The following is a 14,243-nucleotide window of genomic DNA, read 5'->3' as shown; positions in this document are numbered from 1 at the left end:
CCTCCTCCGTCGACACGCCGCCGGCCCCCGCGACCCGGTGAGGCCGTGGCCCGCCGGAGTGAGCGGGAGGCTGCCACGACGCGTCGACATGGAGTTTGTCCGGTTCACCTCCGGACGGCCGGGAGTTGCCCGTACCGTGTGGGGCACGGTCCGGACGGGTGACACGGATGACAGGGGTGGGCACGGTGGAGCCGATTTCCATGGCCTTGCTGGTGGCGCTGGCCGGTGGCGCCGGGGGCGAGGCGGGTCAGCGGGCGTGGGACGCGCTGAGCACGCTGGTACGCCGCCCGTTCCGGCGCGGCGAGGACACTCCCGCGGTGTCCTCGGGGGAGGCCGAGCTGGCGGCGCTGGCGCGGGCCCCCGGCCCCGAGCGCGCGAACGCGCTCAGGGACGCCCTGGCGGCTCGGGCCGTGCTCGACGCGCGGTTCGGCGCCGACCTGCGGCAGTGGCACGAACAGACCGGAGCGCTGCGCACCGGTGATGGTGAAGTGCACAACACCATCAGCGGCGGCACCTTCCACGGACCGCTGGTCCAGGGCCGGGACTTCTCCGGCATCACCTTCAACACCGCCGCCGCACCGCCCTCCCCCACCCCGACGGATCCCCCCGCCCGGCAGGACTGAACGTCGGCTCCGGGACATGGATCCCGGTGGCCCGGGACCGTCGGCCCACGACACCGGTCCGTCCCGGATCCCTATACCGGCCCTCCCTCCGGGTCCGCTCAGCGCCGCCGGGAGAGCCATCCGAAACGCCGCCGCCTGCCGCCGTCGGACGCGGCGGCCGCCGACGGGGTACCGGGCGACGGCAGGGCTCGCACGCCCTGGGCCGGGGCCAGCCGGGCCGCCTCCTCGGTCCGGCCGAGCATCGTGTACACCGAGACCAGCTCGTCGACGGCCTCGGACCGCAATCCGTCGTTCCCCGCCTCCGCTGCGCACTCGACGGCCTCGCGCAGGACATCGACGGCCCGGTCCCGGTGGCCGAGTGCCCACACCGCGCGGCCGTACACCTTCAGCGTCGAGGCCAGTCCGGCCAGGTTCTCGTGCTTGCGGAAGTGCTCGCTCGCCCGGTGGAGGGGGATCAGGGCCAGTGCCGGGGCGCCGAGGGCGAGCAGAGCCGAACCCTGGCAGAGGCATGCCTCCGCCTCGGAGATCTCGTCCCCCACCGGCTGCCAGAAGCAGTTCGCCGCCTCCCGGCTGAACTCCTCGGCCTCCTCGAAGCGCCCCAGCCGCAGCAGAGCGTCGCCGAGATCCTTCAGGGCGTGCGCCCTGCTGGTCATCCGCCCGCCCTGCCTCTCCAGCCGGTCCACGGCGACGCGGAGGATCTCGACGGCTTCCTCGTACCGGCCCTGGCGGACGAGGACCGTGCCGAGATGGCTCCACGCGACGTTCTCGCGGAAATCCTCGTCCACCTGCCGAAAGCACTTCACCGCCTGGCGCGTGGCCACGGCCGCCTCCACCAGACGGCCCTGCTCCTGCAACGCGAGGCCGAGGAGGTCCAGGGCGATGCCGGTGAGCTCCACGTCCCCGAGGGACTGCCCGGCCGAGACCGCCCCTTCCAGGAGGCCCGTCCACTGGGGAAGGACACGGCGCAGGCGCAGATAGCCGCTCAGCGCGACGGGCAGGACGACCGAGAGCGCGTCGTGTCCCTCTTCCTGCGCGCGCACGGCCGTCGCCACCAGATTGGCGTACTCCTCGTCCAGCCACGCGATGCCGGCGCCCGGGTTCGTCAGGAAACGGGTCAGCGGCCCGTCGTTGCTCATCCGGACGAGGTCGTTGAGGTGGAGCGCGGCGTCCGCGGCCGTCTCCAGATAGTAGCTGTTCAACCGCCCTTGGGCTGCCCGCAGTTCCTCGTCGGTGTCGGCCGAGGCCCGCTCCTCCGCGTAGAGGCGGACCAGATCGTGGAAGGTCCAGCGGCCCCACCGCGGAGCCTCGATCAGGTGCGTCCGGGCGAGCGACTCGAGCAGCCTGTCGACCGCCGCGTTCGCCAGTCGGCCGGCCGCCTCGGTGGACACGTCCGGCCCTGGATTGAGTGCCAACAGCCTGAAAAGCCGCGCCTGGTCCGGCCGCAGCCGCTGGTACGAGAGGTCGAAGGCGGCCCGGACGGTGCGTTCGTCCCGGGACAGGGTGTCGAGCCGGCGATGCGCCTCGGCCAGTTGCGCGGCGAACTCGGCCAGCGGCCTGACGGGAAAGTCGGCCAGCAGGGCCGCCGAGATCCTCACCGCGAGCGGCAGATGGCCGCACAGGTCCGCTATCCGCTCGGCCGAGGCGCGGTCGCCGTCCACTCTCGCGTCGTCGGCGCCGAGTTCCCGCCGGACCAACTCGACCGCGCCGTCGGTGTCCAGAGGGCGCAGGACCATCCGCGCTCCGCCGAGCACCAGTTTGTGGCGTGAGGTCACCAGCGCGGCGTGGTAGTCGTCGGCGGGGAGCAGCGCCTCGGCCTCGTCCTCGCCCGACGTGTCGTCCACCACGACGAGGAGACGCCGGTTCCGCTCGGCGTAGGCCGCCAGAACCGAGCGGTAGAGTCTGGTCAACGCCTGTTCGTCGTCCCGGACGGTCTCGATCGGCACCGCGAGGGCGGTCAGCGACTGGGCGAGTGCCTGCCGGGTCGAGACCCGGTTGCGGTTGTCGTAGCTGTGCAGCTCGAAGAAGAGCACCCCGCCGGGGAACCGGCCCTCGTCCTTCCACGCCCGCCAGGCGGCCTCCACCGCCAGCGCGGTCTTGCCGACCCCCGGCATGCCGACGATCGTCACCACCGGGCCGCGTTCCCACTCTCCTGCGATGGTGGAGAGTTCCTCGCGGCGTCCGGAGAACGTCCGGTCGCGCCTGGGCAGCCCGCGCAGGGCGGGGGTGATCTCCGGGGGGAGGGTCACCGTCACTCGCTGCCCCATGATGACCGTACCGAAGAAAACCCCGCCACTGATGTGATTGCTCACCCGGCCCCCTTCCGCCCTGCGGTCACGCTAGGCCAGGGGAGACCGGTGCGCGGTCGTTTCGGCGGGATACGCGGGCCTCGTCCCCGGCCGTATCCGCCGGGAAAGGACGAGGCGCCGCGTCGGCCCTCGTCGCTACGCCCTGCTGTCCGTCGCCGTGTCCGCCGAGAGGCGCTGGGCCAGGTGGATCGGCAGGACGGACAGCAGGACGAGGACCGCCGCGACCACGTTGACCACCGGGGCCTGCTGCGGGCGGGTCATGTTGCCGAAGATCCACACGGGCAGGGTCTCCACCCCCGGGCCGGCGGTGAACGTGGTCACCACGATCTCGTCGAAGGACAGGGCGAAGGCCAGCAGCCCGCCCGCGAACAGCGCCGAGCGCACCAGCGGGAAGGTGATGTCGGCGAAGACGCGGAAGGTGTCGGCGCCGAGGTCCATCGCCGCCTCCTCATAGGAGGGCGAGGTGCGGCGCAGCCGGGCGACGACGTTGTTGAAGACCACCACGACGCAGAAGGTGGCGTGGCCGACGACGACCGTGAACAGGCCGAGCCCCACCCCGAGCGGCTTCAGCACCGTGGAGAACGCCGAGTTGAGGGCGATGCCGGTGACGATGCCGGGCAGCGCGATGGGCAGGACCACCACGAAGGAGATCGCCCCGCGGCCGAAGAAGCGGTGCCGGGCGACCGCGAACGCGGTGAGCGTGCCGAGCACCAGGGCGATCGCGGTGGCGCCGAGCCCGGCCTTCACCGACGTCCACAGCGCCGCGCGGGCACCGGAGTTGGCCCAGGCCACCGACCACCAGTGCAGGGTCAGGCCGGGCGGCGGCCAGCTCGCGCTGCGGTCCGGGTTGAGGGAGTTGACGAGGACCAGCAGCAGCGGGACGTAGATCACCGCGAAGCCGAGGGCAGCGGCGGTGCGCAGTGCGATGCGCACGCCGCGGGTGAGCCGCATGGCGTGGAACACCCCCTGGGGACTCGGTGGAGCGGATCAGGGACTTCGGTACGGCGGTTCACAGGCTGCTGAGGGCGCCGGTGCGGCGGATCGCCAGCAGGTAGAGCACGATGACGACGACGGGGACCGTGCCAAGGGCCGCGGCCATGGGCAGGTTCAGCTCGATGTCCGAGTAGACGAGGTTGCCGATCAACTGGGTCTTGCCGCCGACGATCTGCACGGTGATGTAGTCGCCGAGGCTGAGCGAGAAGGTGAAGACCGAGCCGGCGGCGAGGGACGGCAGCACCAGCGGCAGGACGACCGACCGGAAGGTACGGCCCGGCCGCGCGCCGAGGTCCGCCGACGCGTCCAGCAGCCCGTCGGGCAGTTGCCGCAGCGCCGTGTGCAGGGGCAGGACCATGTACGGCAGCCACAGATAGGTGAGGGTGAGGACGGTCGCCGGGAGCCCGAACCCCGGGCCGCTGAGCCCGAACGGCCTGAGCATCCAGTCGGCGAGTCCGCCCTGGGACAGGATCAGCCGCCAGGCGTACACCTTGACCAGGTAACTCGCCCACAGCGGCGTGAGGATGGCCACCACCAGCAGCGGGCGCCACCGGGGCCGGGCCACGCGCGCGGTGTAGAACGCCAGCGGGAAGGCGATCACCGCGCACAGCACGGTCACCGCCAGGGCCACGCCGACGCTGCGCACGATCACCTGACGGTAGACGGGGGTGGTGACCAGCGCGTGGAAGTTGTCGGCCGACCACACCCGCACGACCGCCGACGTGAAGGAGTCCGTCGTCCAGAACGCGGAGACGAACAGCACGCTCAGCGACCCGAGATAGAGCACGGCCAGCCACAGCAGCGGGGCGGTCAGCAGCAGGGCGAGGCGGAGCCGGGGACGGCGGTGCAGCGCCCCGGCCGCGCGGCGCAGCGGCCCCTGGGGTCGGCGTTCGGCGCTCCGGGCGGCCGGTGCGGTGGCGGTCACGGCTCAGCCCTTGATCTCGGTCCAGGCCTGCACCCACTTCGCGTACGGGACGCACTTCACCTCCGTGCGGCCGTCCAGGCACTGCTCGATGGGCGTGTTCCAGAACGCGATGCGCTTCCAGTAGGCGGTGTCGGCGGCGTGGTAGGTGGCGCAGAAGTCCTTGTCGGCGGTCTGCGCGCAGGCCTTCGCGTTGGCGGGGGCCTCGCCGAAGTACTCGGCCACCTGGGCGTTGACCTTCGGCGAGACGATCCAGTCCAGCCATTTGTAGGCGCAGTTGGGATGCTTGGCCTCGGCGGCGACCATCCAGGTGTCGGACCAGCCGGTCGAACCCTCCTTCGGCACCGACGCCTTGACCCGGGCGCCCTCCGAGGCGGCGAGGTTGGCGATCACCTGCCAGGTCGTGCCGATCACGGAGTCGCCGCTCTTGAAGGCGGAGACCTCCTTCAGGTAGTCGCTCCAGTACTCGCCCACGGACGCGTTCTGCTTCTTCAGCAGGGCCACGGCGGCGTCGAACTGCTTCTGGTCCAGCGCGTACGGGTCCTTGATCCCCAACTCGGGTTTGGTGGCCTTGAGATACAGGGCCGCGTCGGCGATGTAGATCGGCGAGTCGTACGCGGTGACATGGCCCTTGTACGCGGACGCCCCGTCGAAGACGGCGGACCAGGAGGTGGGCGCCGGTTTCACCTTCTCGGTGTCGTACATCAGCAGGTTGGCGCCGCGGCCGTGCGGGATGCCGTACGCCGTGCCCTTGACCGAGTTCCACGGCTGCATCTTCAAGTCGGGGAACACGTCACGGTAGTTGGGGACGAGGTCCGTGTTGACCGGGGCGGCGTCACCGGAGGCGATCAGGCGCAGGGAGGCGTCCCCGGAGGCCGACACGGCGTCGTAGTCACCGGTCTTCATCAGCTTGACCATCTCGTCGGAGCTGGCCGCGACCTTGGACCGCACCTGGCAGCCGGTGCGCTGCTCGAAGCCGCTGACCCAGTCGGCCTTGGGATCGTTGGAGCCGTCCTCCACGTATCCCGCCCAGGCGATCAGGTTCACCTGCCCCTCGCCCGCGCCGAGCCTGGTCGGCGCCTTCAGATCGGGCGGGTTGAGTCCTCCGGACGGGGCGTCGCCCCCGCCGGAGGAGCCGCAGGCGGCGGCGGTCAGCAGCAGCGCGGCGGTGGCCGCCGTTCGGCGGATTCGGGTGAGGCGCACGGCGTGACTCCCAACGGTACGGGGGCGGTTCAGCGGGCGTCGGGGACCTGGGCGGTGCCGGGGGACTTGGCGGGATCGGGACGGTCGGGACGACCGGCGGTGCCGGGGGACTCGGCGGGAGCCGAGGTGTTCGTGGCATCGGGGGCGTCCGCGGTGCCGGTGGTGTCTGCGGCGCCGGGGCGGGGGGCGGATTCCTCGGGGATCGGGACGGTGTGGCGGCGGTGCCAGGCCAGACGCACCCGGGCGCCCCGGTAGGCGGCCACGTCCTCGGCGGAGGTCTCCAGATTCTGCTGGAGGGCGGTGAGACGGCCCCCGGCGTCCAGGTCCACCAGGAATCGGGTGGCGTCGCCCCGGTAGACGACCTCGGCGACCGTGCCGGCGGCGGAGACGACCCCGGGCTCGTCGACGCAGGCGGACTCGTCCAGGACGCGGATCTTCTCCGGCCGGACGCTGTGGGCGCCGCCCGTACCCAGGACGCGCCGGGCCGTCTCGCCCCGCAGCAGATTGGAGGTGCCGACGAAGGAGGCCACGAAGGCGGTGGCCGGACGTTCGTAGATCTCGGCCGGGGCACCGACCTGTTCGAGGCGGCCCTGGTGGAAGACGGCGACGCGGTCGCTCATCGTCAGGGCCTCCTCCTGGTCGTGGGTGACGAACACGAACGTGATGCCGACCTCGCGCTGGAGCGCCTTGAGCTCCAGCTGCATCTGCTCGCGCAGCTTGAGGTCGAGCGCGCCGAGCGGTTCGTCGAGCAGCAGCACGCGGGGGCGGCCCACGAGGGCGCGGGCGAGCGCGACCCGCTGACGCTGGCCGCCGGACAACTGGGCGGGGCGGCGCGAGCCGTAGCCGTCCAGGCGTACGCCGGCGAGCGCCTCCCGGGCGCGGGCCAGCCGCTCGGCCCGCGGCACCTTGCGGACCTTCAGCGCGTAGGCGACGTTCTGCTCGACCGTCATGTGCGGGAAGAGGGCGTAGTCCTGGAAGACGGTGTGCACGTCCCGCTCGAACGGCGCGAGACCGGTGACCTCCTGGCCGGCGAGTTCGATCCGCCCCGCGGTGGGCGTCTCGAAGCCCGCGATCAGGCGCAGCACCGTGGTCTTGCCCGACCCGGACGGGCCGAGCATGGAGAAGAACTCCCCGTCCCGGATCTCCAGGTCGACGCCGGCCACGGCGACCGTCTCCGAGAACGTCTTGCGCAGCCCCTGTAACCGGACCGCCATTCCCTCCATACGGGAACCCTTCTGACGCGCACGGACGTTGAACGAAAACCTATGAAGTCATAGTTCAAAGCTCAAGACCGCCTCCGGGCAAAGCTTGGGTCAACTGGCAGGGTGGGGGCCGTGAAACGACGACACACCGGGAGCGAGGCCGTGGCGGCCATGGACCGCGGCCGCGGCACGGACGGCACAGGCGACACGGGCGGTACGGGCGATACAAACGGCACAGGTGGCACAGGCGGCACAGGTGGCATAGGGGAGGGCGCGGGGGACACGGGCGGCACGGGCGGCATACGCGGGGGCGCGCGCGGGGCGGTGTTCGCGCCGGTGGAGCGCCGGGCGCGGGTGGACACGGTGGTCCGCAGGATCGGCGACGCCATAGAACTCGGCCTGCTCGCCGACGGGGAGCAGTTGCCCGGGGAGAGCGAACTGGCCGGGCGGCTCGGCGTCTCCACGGTGACGCTGCGGGAGGCGCTGATGGCGCTGCGGCAGCAGGGACTGGTCACCACCCGCAGGGGCCGCGGCGGCGGCAGCTTCGTCTCCCGGCCCCGTCCGCCCGCCGAGGACCGGCTGCTCGGCCGGCTGCGCGACTGGAGCAGTACGGAACTGCGCGACCTCGGCGACCACTGGGCCGCGCTGTCGGGAACGGCGGCACGGCTCGCCGCGGACCGCACGGAACCCCACGACCTGCGCCGCCTCCGGCGGACGGCCGAGGAACTGGCGGACGCCGGGGACGCGGCGGCCCGCGGCCGGGTCTACGGGCGCTTCCATGTCGAGCTGGCGGCCGCCGCGCAGTCCGCCCGGCTCACCCGCGCGCAGATCGCCCTGCAGACCGAGGTCGGGGCGCTGCTGTGTCTCGTGCTCGGCGACGACGCATATCGTGAAGAAGTCGCGGACCGGCACCGCGCCGTGGTCCGCGCCGTGCAGGATGGGGCCCCTGAACCGGCCCGAACGCTGGCCGAGCGGTGCGTCGAGGAGTCGGCGGGACGGCTCGCCGCCCTGCGGCTGACCCTCTAGCCGCGGCGCCCGGCCGGCCGGGCCCCCGTCCGCTGGAGGGCGCCATGGACCCGAGCCCGGCACTCGTCACCCCGCCGCCGGCGGCAGCCGGCACGCCGCCCGCGTCCCCGCCCGCGTCCCCGGCCGCCGAGCCGGTGGCGGAACAGGCGGTTGGGCAAGTGGCTGGGCAGGTGGCCGAGCAGGCGGCCGGGCAGGTGGCTGAGCAGGTGGGCCGCGTGCTGGAGGCCGTGTTCGAGACGGTGGCCGAGATCCGCTCCGACACGGCGGCGCTGCTGGCCCGGGTGCGGGCCGAAGGACGACGGCCCGTCAGCGCCGACCTCGCCGCGCTGCGGCCCGGACTGCACCGGCGGCTCGCACGGCAGGAGTCGGTCTCGGGCGTCGGCTTCATCGCGGCGCCGGGACTGCTGGACGACGTCCCGGCGTGGCTGGAGTGGTGGCAGAGCACCGCCTCGGGAGAGGTCCGGCCACTGCTGCCCGACCTCGACCCGGGCCGCTCCGCGTACGCGGACTACACGCACTGGGACTGGTTCGCGCTGCCCCGGGACACCGGCCGCCGCGCCGTGGCGGGCCCCTACGTCGACTACCTCTGCTCCGACCAGTACAGCCTGACGCTCGCCGTGCCGGTGGCGGCGGCGGGCGGCTTCGCGGGGGTGGCCGCGGCCGACGTGTACCTACGGGACTTCGAGACGGCCGTACTGCCCCTGCTGCGCGGACTGCCCGCCCCCGCGTACCTGGTCAACGCCCGGGGCCGGGTCGCCGCCTCCGCCGATCCGGCGCACCTGGCGGGAACCCTCACCCGGGGACCGGACTTCGCGGCCGTACTGGAACGCGCGCGGCCCACCGGACCGGCCCCGGAGCGGCTGCTGCCGTGCGCGGGCGTGCCGCTGGTGCTGGTCGTGGGCGGGGCGTGAGGGCGGCCCGTGGGGGAGGGAAGCGGCGACCCGTACGGGAGGGGCGTGCGCGGCGGCCCGTAGGGGGAGAGGCGTGAGCGGCCGCCCGTAGGGGAAGGGGCGTGCGCCCGGGCCGGGGGCGTGCGCCCGAGGGGGCGCGGGTGCGTCGGGCGGCCCGCCTGAGGGGGGCGGGCGCGGGCGGTCTCGCGTTCGCGCCCCCCGCTCGGCCGCTCTTCCGCGTGGCGCGGCACCCGCAACTCCGGTCATACGGTGACATAAGCTCTGCGTCCGCGGCGAGGTGAGCCTCGCGGTCCTGGCCGGACGGGTCCTGGCCTGAGCGGTCCCGGCCGTTCCGGCCGGTTCTCGGCATCCGCCGCGCCACCCCTCGTTCCGACACCCGTCCGTGCGACGCGCACAGAACGGAGCCAGCGTGGAAGCCAGCGTGGAAACAGCGGGTCTTCGGCACGGCTCCGCGGACCGCCGGACCGGCGAGCGGGCCGATGAGCGGACGGTCGAGCGGGCCGGGCCTTCGCGGATCGGTGAGCGGACGGGCGAGCAGGCCGCGCCTTCGCGGGGCGGCGCGGGGACCCCGCGCCTCCGAGGCGTCGAACGGCTCCCGCGCCCCGGGACCGGCGTCCGGCGGCGTACCAAGGCCGCCGCCGCCGTCCGTCTGCTGGACCCCAAGGAAGCGGTCGCGCTGCCGTTCGTCGCCCTCGTGGCCGTGCTCGCCGTGAGCCGTCCCGCCGCGGTGACGCACCCGGACTCCCGCGCCGCGCTCGCCCTCTCCGGGGCGCTGGTCGCCGTGTGGTGGGGCCTGGCGGCCCGGCTGCCGACGTGGCACGCGCCGCGGCCGCACCGGTGCCGGCGGGTCCGCGATCTGATCGCGGTGCTGTCCTGCCTGGCCGTCTACCCGAGCCTGCGCTGGGCGGTGCCCCTGGTGCATCCGGGGCACTGCGACCACCTGCTGGCGGCGGCCGACCGGTGGCTGTTCGCCGGCCACGACCCGGTGCCCGTGCTCGACCGCCTGGTCGATCCGGTCACGACGGCCGTGATGGCGCTGGCGTACGCCTGCGAGTGGGCGCCGCTGCTCGCGCTGGGCGGGTTCCTGTGGGTGCGCGGACGGGACCGCGAGTGGTCGGATCTGCTGCTGGGGCTGGTGATCGTCCAGTGCCTGGGCTACGCCGGGTACTTCTCGCTGCCCGCGGTCGGCCCGTGGCGCGGGCTGGCCGGCCGGTTCACCGTCCCGCTGGGCGACGTCCTCGGGATCAGGCGCTACTACCTGGACCACAGCACCGGCGTCGACGCCTTCCCGAGCCTGCACGTCGCGACCATCGTCCTGATCGCCCTCTTCGCCTGGCGGGACTGCCGCGGGCTGTTCTGGCTGACCTCCCCTCTGCTGGTCGTCATCCCGGCGTCCACGCTGTACCTGCGGTGGCACTACGTGACGGACCTGGTCGCCGGGGCGGCGGTGGCCGTGCTCGCGCGGGCGTGCGCGCCGCGCGTCAACAGGGCGTGGGACGCGGCGCACCGGGCGGTGCCGCCGCCGCGCCGGTCACGGACCGGGCGACGCCGGACCCGGGACCGCCGACGGACCATCGGCCCGGTCACCCCGGGACCTCGGGCGCCCCGGCGGACCGCCGGCCCGTGCCGCGAGAGACCTCGCCCCGGCCCCCGGTGATCCACTTCTCGAAGGCGGGGAGCGGCTCCCGGGGTGATCCTGGAGGGGTGTTCGGGCTCCCAGCCGGTCGGTTCCCCCGGGACTACGCAGCCCCCGGGCGCGACGCGGTCCGCATCACCCTGGTCGTCGCAAGCGTCTTCTACCTCTTCCGCTACGGCCTCGACCGCCCCGTCACGGCCACCTACGCCCTCTTCGCCGCCATCGCGCTGGGCGGACTGTCCAAGATCCCCGGCACCGGGCGGCAGCGGGCCCGGACCGTCGTGCGCCTGCTGCCGGTGAGCTGGGTGCTGGTGGCCGTCGGCACGTATCTGTCCGTACGCACCTGGAGCGCCGTCGCCGGCATGCTGGTCGTCGGCTTCCTCCTCGCCTTCTCCGCCGTGGGCGGGCCCCGCTGGGCGGGGGCGGCGCCGGGTCTGCAACTCCTGTACATCCTGCCGTCCTTCCCGCCGTACGACCCCGGGACCCTCGGCGCGCGCCTGACCGGGACGACCGTCGGGCTGGCCCTGCTCGCCGCGTCCGAGGCGCTGCTCTTCACCGGCCCCGACCCGCCGTCCTACCGGGAGCGGGCCGCGGCCGCCGCGCGGCGCGCCGCGCGCTGCGCGACGCTCCTCGCGGCGCCGCCGTACACCCTGGGCGACGCCGAGATCGAGGCGGCGCGGGAGACCGGTCAGACGCTGCGCTCCCTGAACGTGCCGGAAGCGGAGCGCCCGGCCGGGCCCGGGGTGCGCGACCGGGCCCTGTCCCAGACCGGTCTGGCCCTGCGCGCCCTGCTCAACCGGCTGGCGCTGCTCACCGGTCCGCCCTGCGGCCCGCCCGTGCCCGCCGTGACGGACGTGCTGAATACGGTGGCCGCGCTCGCCACGGCCACCGCGAGCCGCCTGGGATCGGGCCCGCCGCCCACGACGGCCTACGACGCCCTCACCGGCGCACGCGCCCGCCTGGCGACCTTCACGGCGGCCCACCCGACCCCGCCGCCCGCGAACCAGCCCGCGAACCCGTCCGCGTCCACCGCCCCGGGCCTCCCGCCTGCCGGCGCACCCGAGTCCGGACCGCACCTCCCGTCCGCGGACGCATCCGAGTCCGCGGACGCATCCGAGCCCGCGCCCGATTGCGAGTCCGCGCCGGACTTTCCGCCCGCCGTGCTGCGGGAGCACGCCGCCGTGCTGGACGTCGCCGATGCCGCACTCGCCATGACCATGGCGGCCGATCTCGCCGTGGGCGGGCGGAAGAGGGCCCTGGGGGCGGCCACGAGCCGTTTCTGGTACGCCACGGCCCGGCCCCCGGCCCTGTGGTGGCACCGGGCCTACGGCCACGCCGGGCGCCGGTCGGTGTTCTTCCAGAACGCGGTCCGCTTCGCCCTGGCCCTCACCGCCGCGCGCCTCGTGGCCGGGGTGGACACCCTCCCGCACGGATTCTGGGCGACCCTGGCCGCCCTCACCCTCACCCGGACCACCCTGGACGAGACGCGCAGCACCATCCGCCGCGCCCTGACGGGCACGCTGGCCGGAGCGCTGGTGACCGCGGGACTCCTCGCCCTGGTGGGCGCCCATACGGTCGTCTACGCCGCCGTGCTCCCGGCGGTGATGCTGATCGCCTTCACCGTGGGGCCGGTCAAGGGCGTCGGCTGGGCTCAGGGCATGTTCACGCTGCTCGTGGCCCTGGTGTTCGCGCAGCTCGCGCCGACGACCTGGCGGCTGGCCGAGGTCCGGCTGCTGGACGTGCTGGTCGGCAGCGCGATCGGCGCGGTCATCGGCCTGCTGGCCTGGCCCCGCGGCGCACACGACGAGCTGCGCCGCGTCACCGCCGAACTCATGCGCCGCGCCGCCGAGATCGTGGTGGCGACCAGCGCCTCGGTGGCCGGCGGCACGACCGCGGCAGCGCCACCGGCCGCGCCCGGCCACCGTTCGCTGCACCATGAGCTGGTCCTCGCCGAGTCCGCGTACGCCCAGTACCAGAGCGAACCGGCGGCCTTCGGCGGCGGCCGGGGCCGGCCGGCCAGACCCGCGGTGGACTGGCAGGCGGCGCTGATGGCCGCGCACCACACCCTCTGGGGCTCCGCCCGACTCCTGGAGCCGCCCGGGACGGGACTCGGCCCGGCGGCGGCCGGATCGCTCGGCGCCCTGGGGGACCGCGTGGCCGGGCGGATGCTCCAGGTCTCCGCGGCCCTGGACCCCGGCGGCGACACCCCGGCCGCGCCGGTGCCCCTGATCGACCCCTCCCTCGCGGACTTCACCGCCCAGCCGCCCGGCGCGCCCCGCCGCTACTACGCGACGGCGTCCTGGCTCGCCTCCCTGATGACCGACCTCACCCGCATCGCCGGCACCGGGCACGGGGGCGACGGCGCGCCGGGGCCGCGGGACCGCCGGTAGGCGGGACGGCGGCGGCTCGGCGAGCCCGGCGCCTCGGCCCGCGTGCCACCCCAGCGCACGGGGCGGCTTGGCCTGGGCGGACCCTGGCGGGCCTGGCGCCTCGTCCCGCGTGCCGCCTCGGCGGACGGGGCGGCTTGGCCTGGGCGGACCCTGGCGGGCCTGGCGCCTCGTCCCGCGTGCCGCCTCGGCGGACGGGGCGGCTTGGCCCGGGTGGACCCTGGCGGGCCTGGTGCCTTGGCCCGCGTGTCACCCCAGCGGAGGGGGCGGCTCGGCCCGCGCGGCACCCTGGCGAGCCCGGCATCTCTGCCCGCGTGGCCACCCGGCGCACGCCGCGCCCCTGGCGCACCCGCGCCCCTGGCGCACCCGCGCCCCTGGCACGCCCGCACCCCTGGCACACCCGGACGCCCGGACGCCCGGACGGCGGAACCCGGGCGCGGCGGAGCCGGACCGGCCGCCCGGACCGCCCCCGATACGACATACGTGTGAGGCTGCCGCCGACTGCTGCGCAGTCCGCCCGCGGGCGGAGGGAGGCCGGGTCGTGGCGTTCACGGAGCCGGGCGGCGCCGACGGGCCGGCGCCCTCCGCCGAGCCGGCCGGGAAGCGCGGTCCGCGGTCCCCGGCGCCGCTCCTCGCGGTGTGCGCCGGGTACTTCATGGTGATCCTGGACGTCACGATCACCAACGTGGCCGCCCCGGCGATCGGCCGCGACCCGGCCGTCTCCGCCACCGGCAACCAGTGGATCACCGACGGGTACACCCTGGCGTTCGCCGGGTTCCTGATGACGGGCGGCGCGCTCGGCCACCGGCTGGGCGACCGGCGGGTGTTCTGCGCGGGCGTCGTGGTGGCTCCGCCGGGCAGGTGCGGGAACGCCTGGCACGGTACGCGGCCGCCGGCGCCCGGCACCTCGTCGTCCGTCTCGCCGCCCTGGACCTGCGCACCCAGAGCGACCAGCTCGAACGGGCCGCGGACCTGATCCCCGCCCTCCGGGCCGCGACGCCACACACCCCCGGCCGGGAGGCTCCCGGACAGGT

The 14,243-nt window shown here is 74.7% G+C and carries 11 protein-coding genes; 6 read left to right on the top strand and 5 right to left on the bottom strand.

The window, feature by feature from the left end:
- Positions 1–200: 200 nt before the first annotated feature.
- Positions 201–623 carry a hypothetical protein gene (locus K7787_RS06540; protein WP_247720610.1) on the top strand — a complete coding sequence of 141 codons (423 nt, stop codon included), beginning with the start codon at positions 201–203 and terminating at the stop codon, positions 621–623.
- A 98-nt stretch (positions 624–721) separates the two neighbouring features.
- Here the strand turns inward: K7787_RS06540 and K7787_RS06535 are convergent, their stop codons facing one another.
- The 5 genes from K7787_RS06535 to K7787_RS06515 all read right to left on the bottom strand — a co-directional run bounded on the left by K7787_RS06535 (position 722) and on the right by K7787_RS06515 (position 7,270).
- Entirely contained in the window at positions 722–2,887 is a 2,166-nt protein-coding gene (locus K7787_RS06535; protein ID WP_223000769.1) for a tetratricopeptide repeat protein, read from the bottom strand.
- 177 nt (positions 2,888–3,064) lie between these two features.
- Positions 3,065–3,880: an ABC transporter permease gene (locus K7787_RS06530; protein ID WP_223000768.1), complete on the bottom strand. Its 816-nt coding sequence runs from the start codon at positions 3,878–3,880 to the stop codon at positions 3,065–3,067.
- A 58-nt stretch (positions 3,881–3,938) separates the two neighbouring features.
- Positions 3,939–4,847, bottom strand: coding sequence for an ABC transporter permease (locus K7787_RS06525; RefSeq protein ID WP_372456612.1), 909 nt, complete (start codon positions 4,845–4,847; stop codon positions 3,939–3,941).
- A gap of 3 nt (positions 4,848–4,850) precedes the next feature.
- The gene (locus tag K7787_RS06520; RefSeq protein ID WP_223000766.1) at positions 4,851–6,047 is read right to left on the bottom strand and encodes an ABC transporter substrate-binding protein; all 1,197 of its coding nucleotides are present in this window, start codon (positions 6,045–6,047) and stop codon (positions 4,851–4,853) included.
- Positions 6,048–6,076: 29 nt separating this feature from the next.
- Positions 6,077–7,270, bottom strand: a complete 1,194-nt coding sequence (locus tag K7787_RS06515) for an ABC transporter ATP-binding protein (protein WP_223000765.1) — start codon at positions 7,268–7,270, stop codon at positions 6,077–6,079.
- Positions 7,271–7,603: 333 nt separating this feature from the next.
- On the opposite strand from K7787_RS06515, the gene K7787_RS06510 reads away from it, so the two are divergent.
- From K7787_RS06510 to K7787_RS31615, 5 genes are all read left to right on the top strand, one after another.
- Positions 7,604–8,275 carry a FadR/GntR family transcriptional regulator gene (locus tag K7787_RS06510; protein WP_308036297.1) on the top strand — a complete coding sequence of 224 codons (672 nt, stop codon included), beginning with the start codon at positions 7,604–7,606 and terminating at the stop codon, positions 8,273–8,275.
- 158 nt (positions 8,276–8,433) lie between these two features.
- Positions 8,434–9,186: a PDC sensor domain-containing protein gene (locus K7787_RS06505; RefSeq protein ID WP_223000764.1), complete on the top strand. Its 753-nt coding sequence runs from the start codon at positions 8,434–8,436 to the stop codon at positions 9,184–9,186.
- 409 nt (positions 9,187–9,595) lie between these two features.
- The gene (locus K7787_RS32240) at positions 9,596–10,843 is read left to right on the top strand and encodes a phosphatase PAP2 family protein (RefSeq protein WP_223000763.1); all 1,248 of its coding nucleotides are present in this window, start codon (positions 9,596–9,598) and stop codon (positions 10,841–10,843) included.
- Positions 10,844–10,890: 47 nt separating this feature from the next.
- Positions 10,891–13,212 carry an FUSC family protein gene (locus K7787_RS06495; RefSeq protein ID WP_223000761.1) on the top strand — a complete coding sequence of 774 codons (2,322 nt, stop codon included), beginning with the start codon at positions 10,891–10,893 and terminating at the stop codon, positions 13,210–13,212.
- Between the two features lie 538 nt (positions 13,213–13,750).
- The gene (locus K7787_RS31615) at positions 13,751–14,185 is read left to right on the top strand and encodes an MFS transporter (RefSeq protein WP_247720609.1); all 435 of its coding nucleotides are present in this window, start codon (positions 13,751–13,753) and stop codon (positions 14,183–14,185) included.
- Positions 14,186–14,243: the final 58 nt, after the last annotated feature.

The organism is Streptomyces sennicomposti, from assembly GCF_019890635.1.
Taxonomy (GTDB): domain Bacteria; phylum Actinomycetota; class Actinomycetes; order Streptomycetales; family Streptomycetaceae; genus Streptomyces; species Streptomyces sennicomposti.
The sequence above is the reverse complement of the archived record's forward strand: the minus strand, read 5'-3'. Positions and strand labels throughout refer to the sequence as shown.

What these genes read in the sequence shown, in the direction of transcription:
- K7787_RS06515 (WP_223000765.1), bottom strand. Translation starts at nt 7,270, where the DNA reads ATGGAGGGAATGGCGGTCCGGTTACAGGGGCTGCGCAAGACGTTCTCG.
- K7787_RS06535 (WP_223000769.1), bottom strand. Translation starts at nt 2,887, where the DNA reads ATGGGGCAGCGAGTGACGGTGACCCTCCCCCCGGAGATCACCCCCGCC.
- K7787_RS06540 (WP_247720610.1), top strand. Translation starts at nt 201, where the DNA reads ATGGCCTTGCTGGTGGCGCTGGCCGGTGGCGCCGGGGGCGAGGCGGGT.
- K7787_RS06530 (WP_223000768.1), bottom strand. Translation starts at nt 3,880, where the DNA reads ATGCGGCTCACCCGCGGCGTGCGCATCGCACTGCGCACCGCCGCTGCC.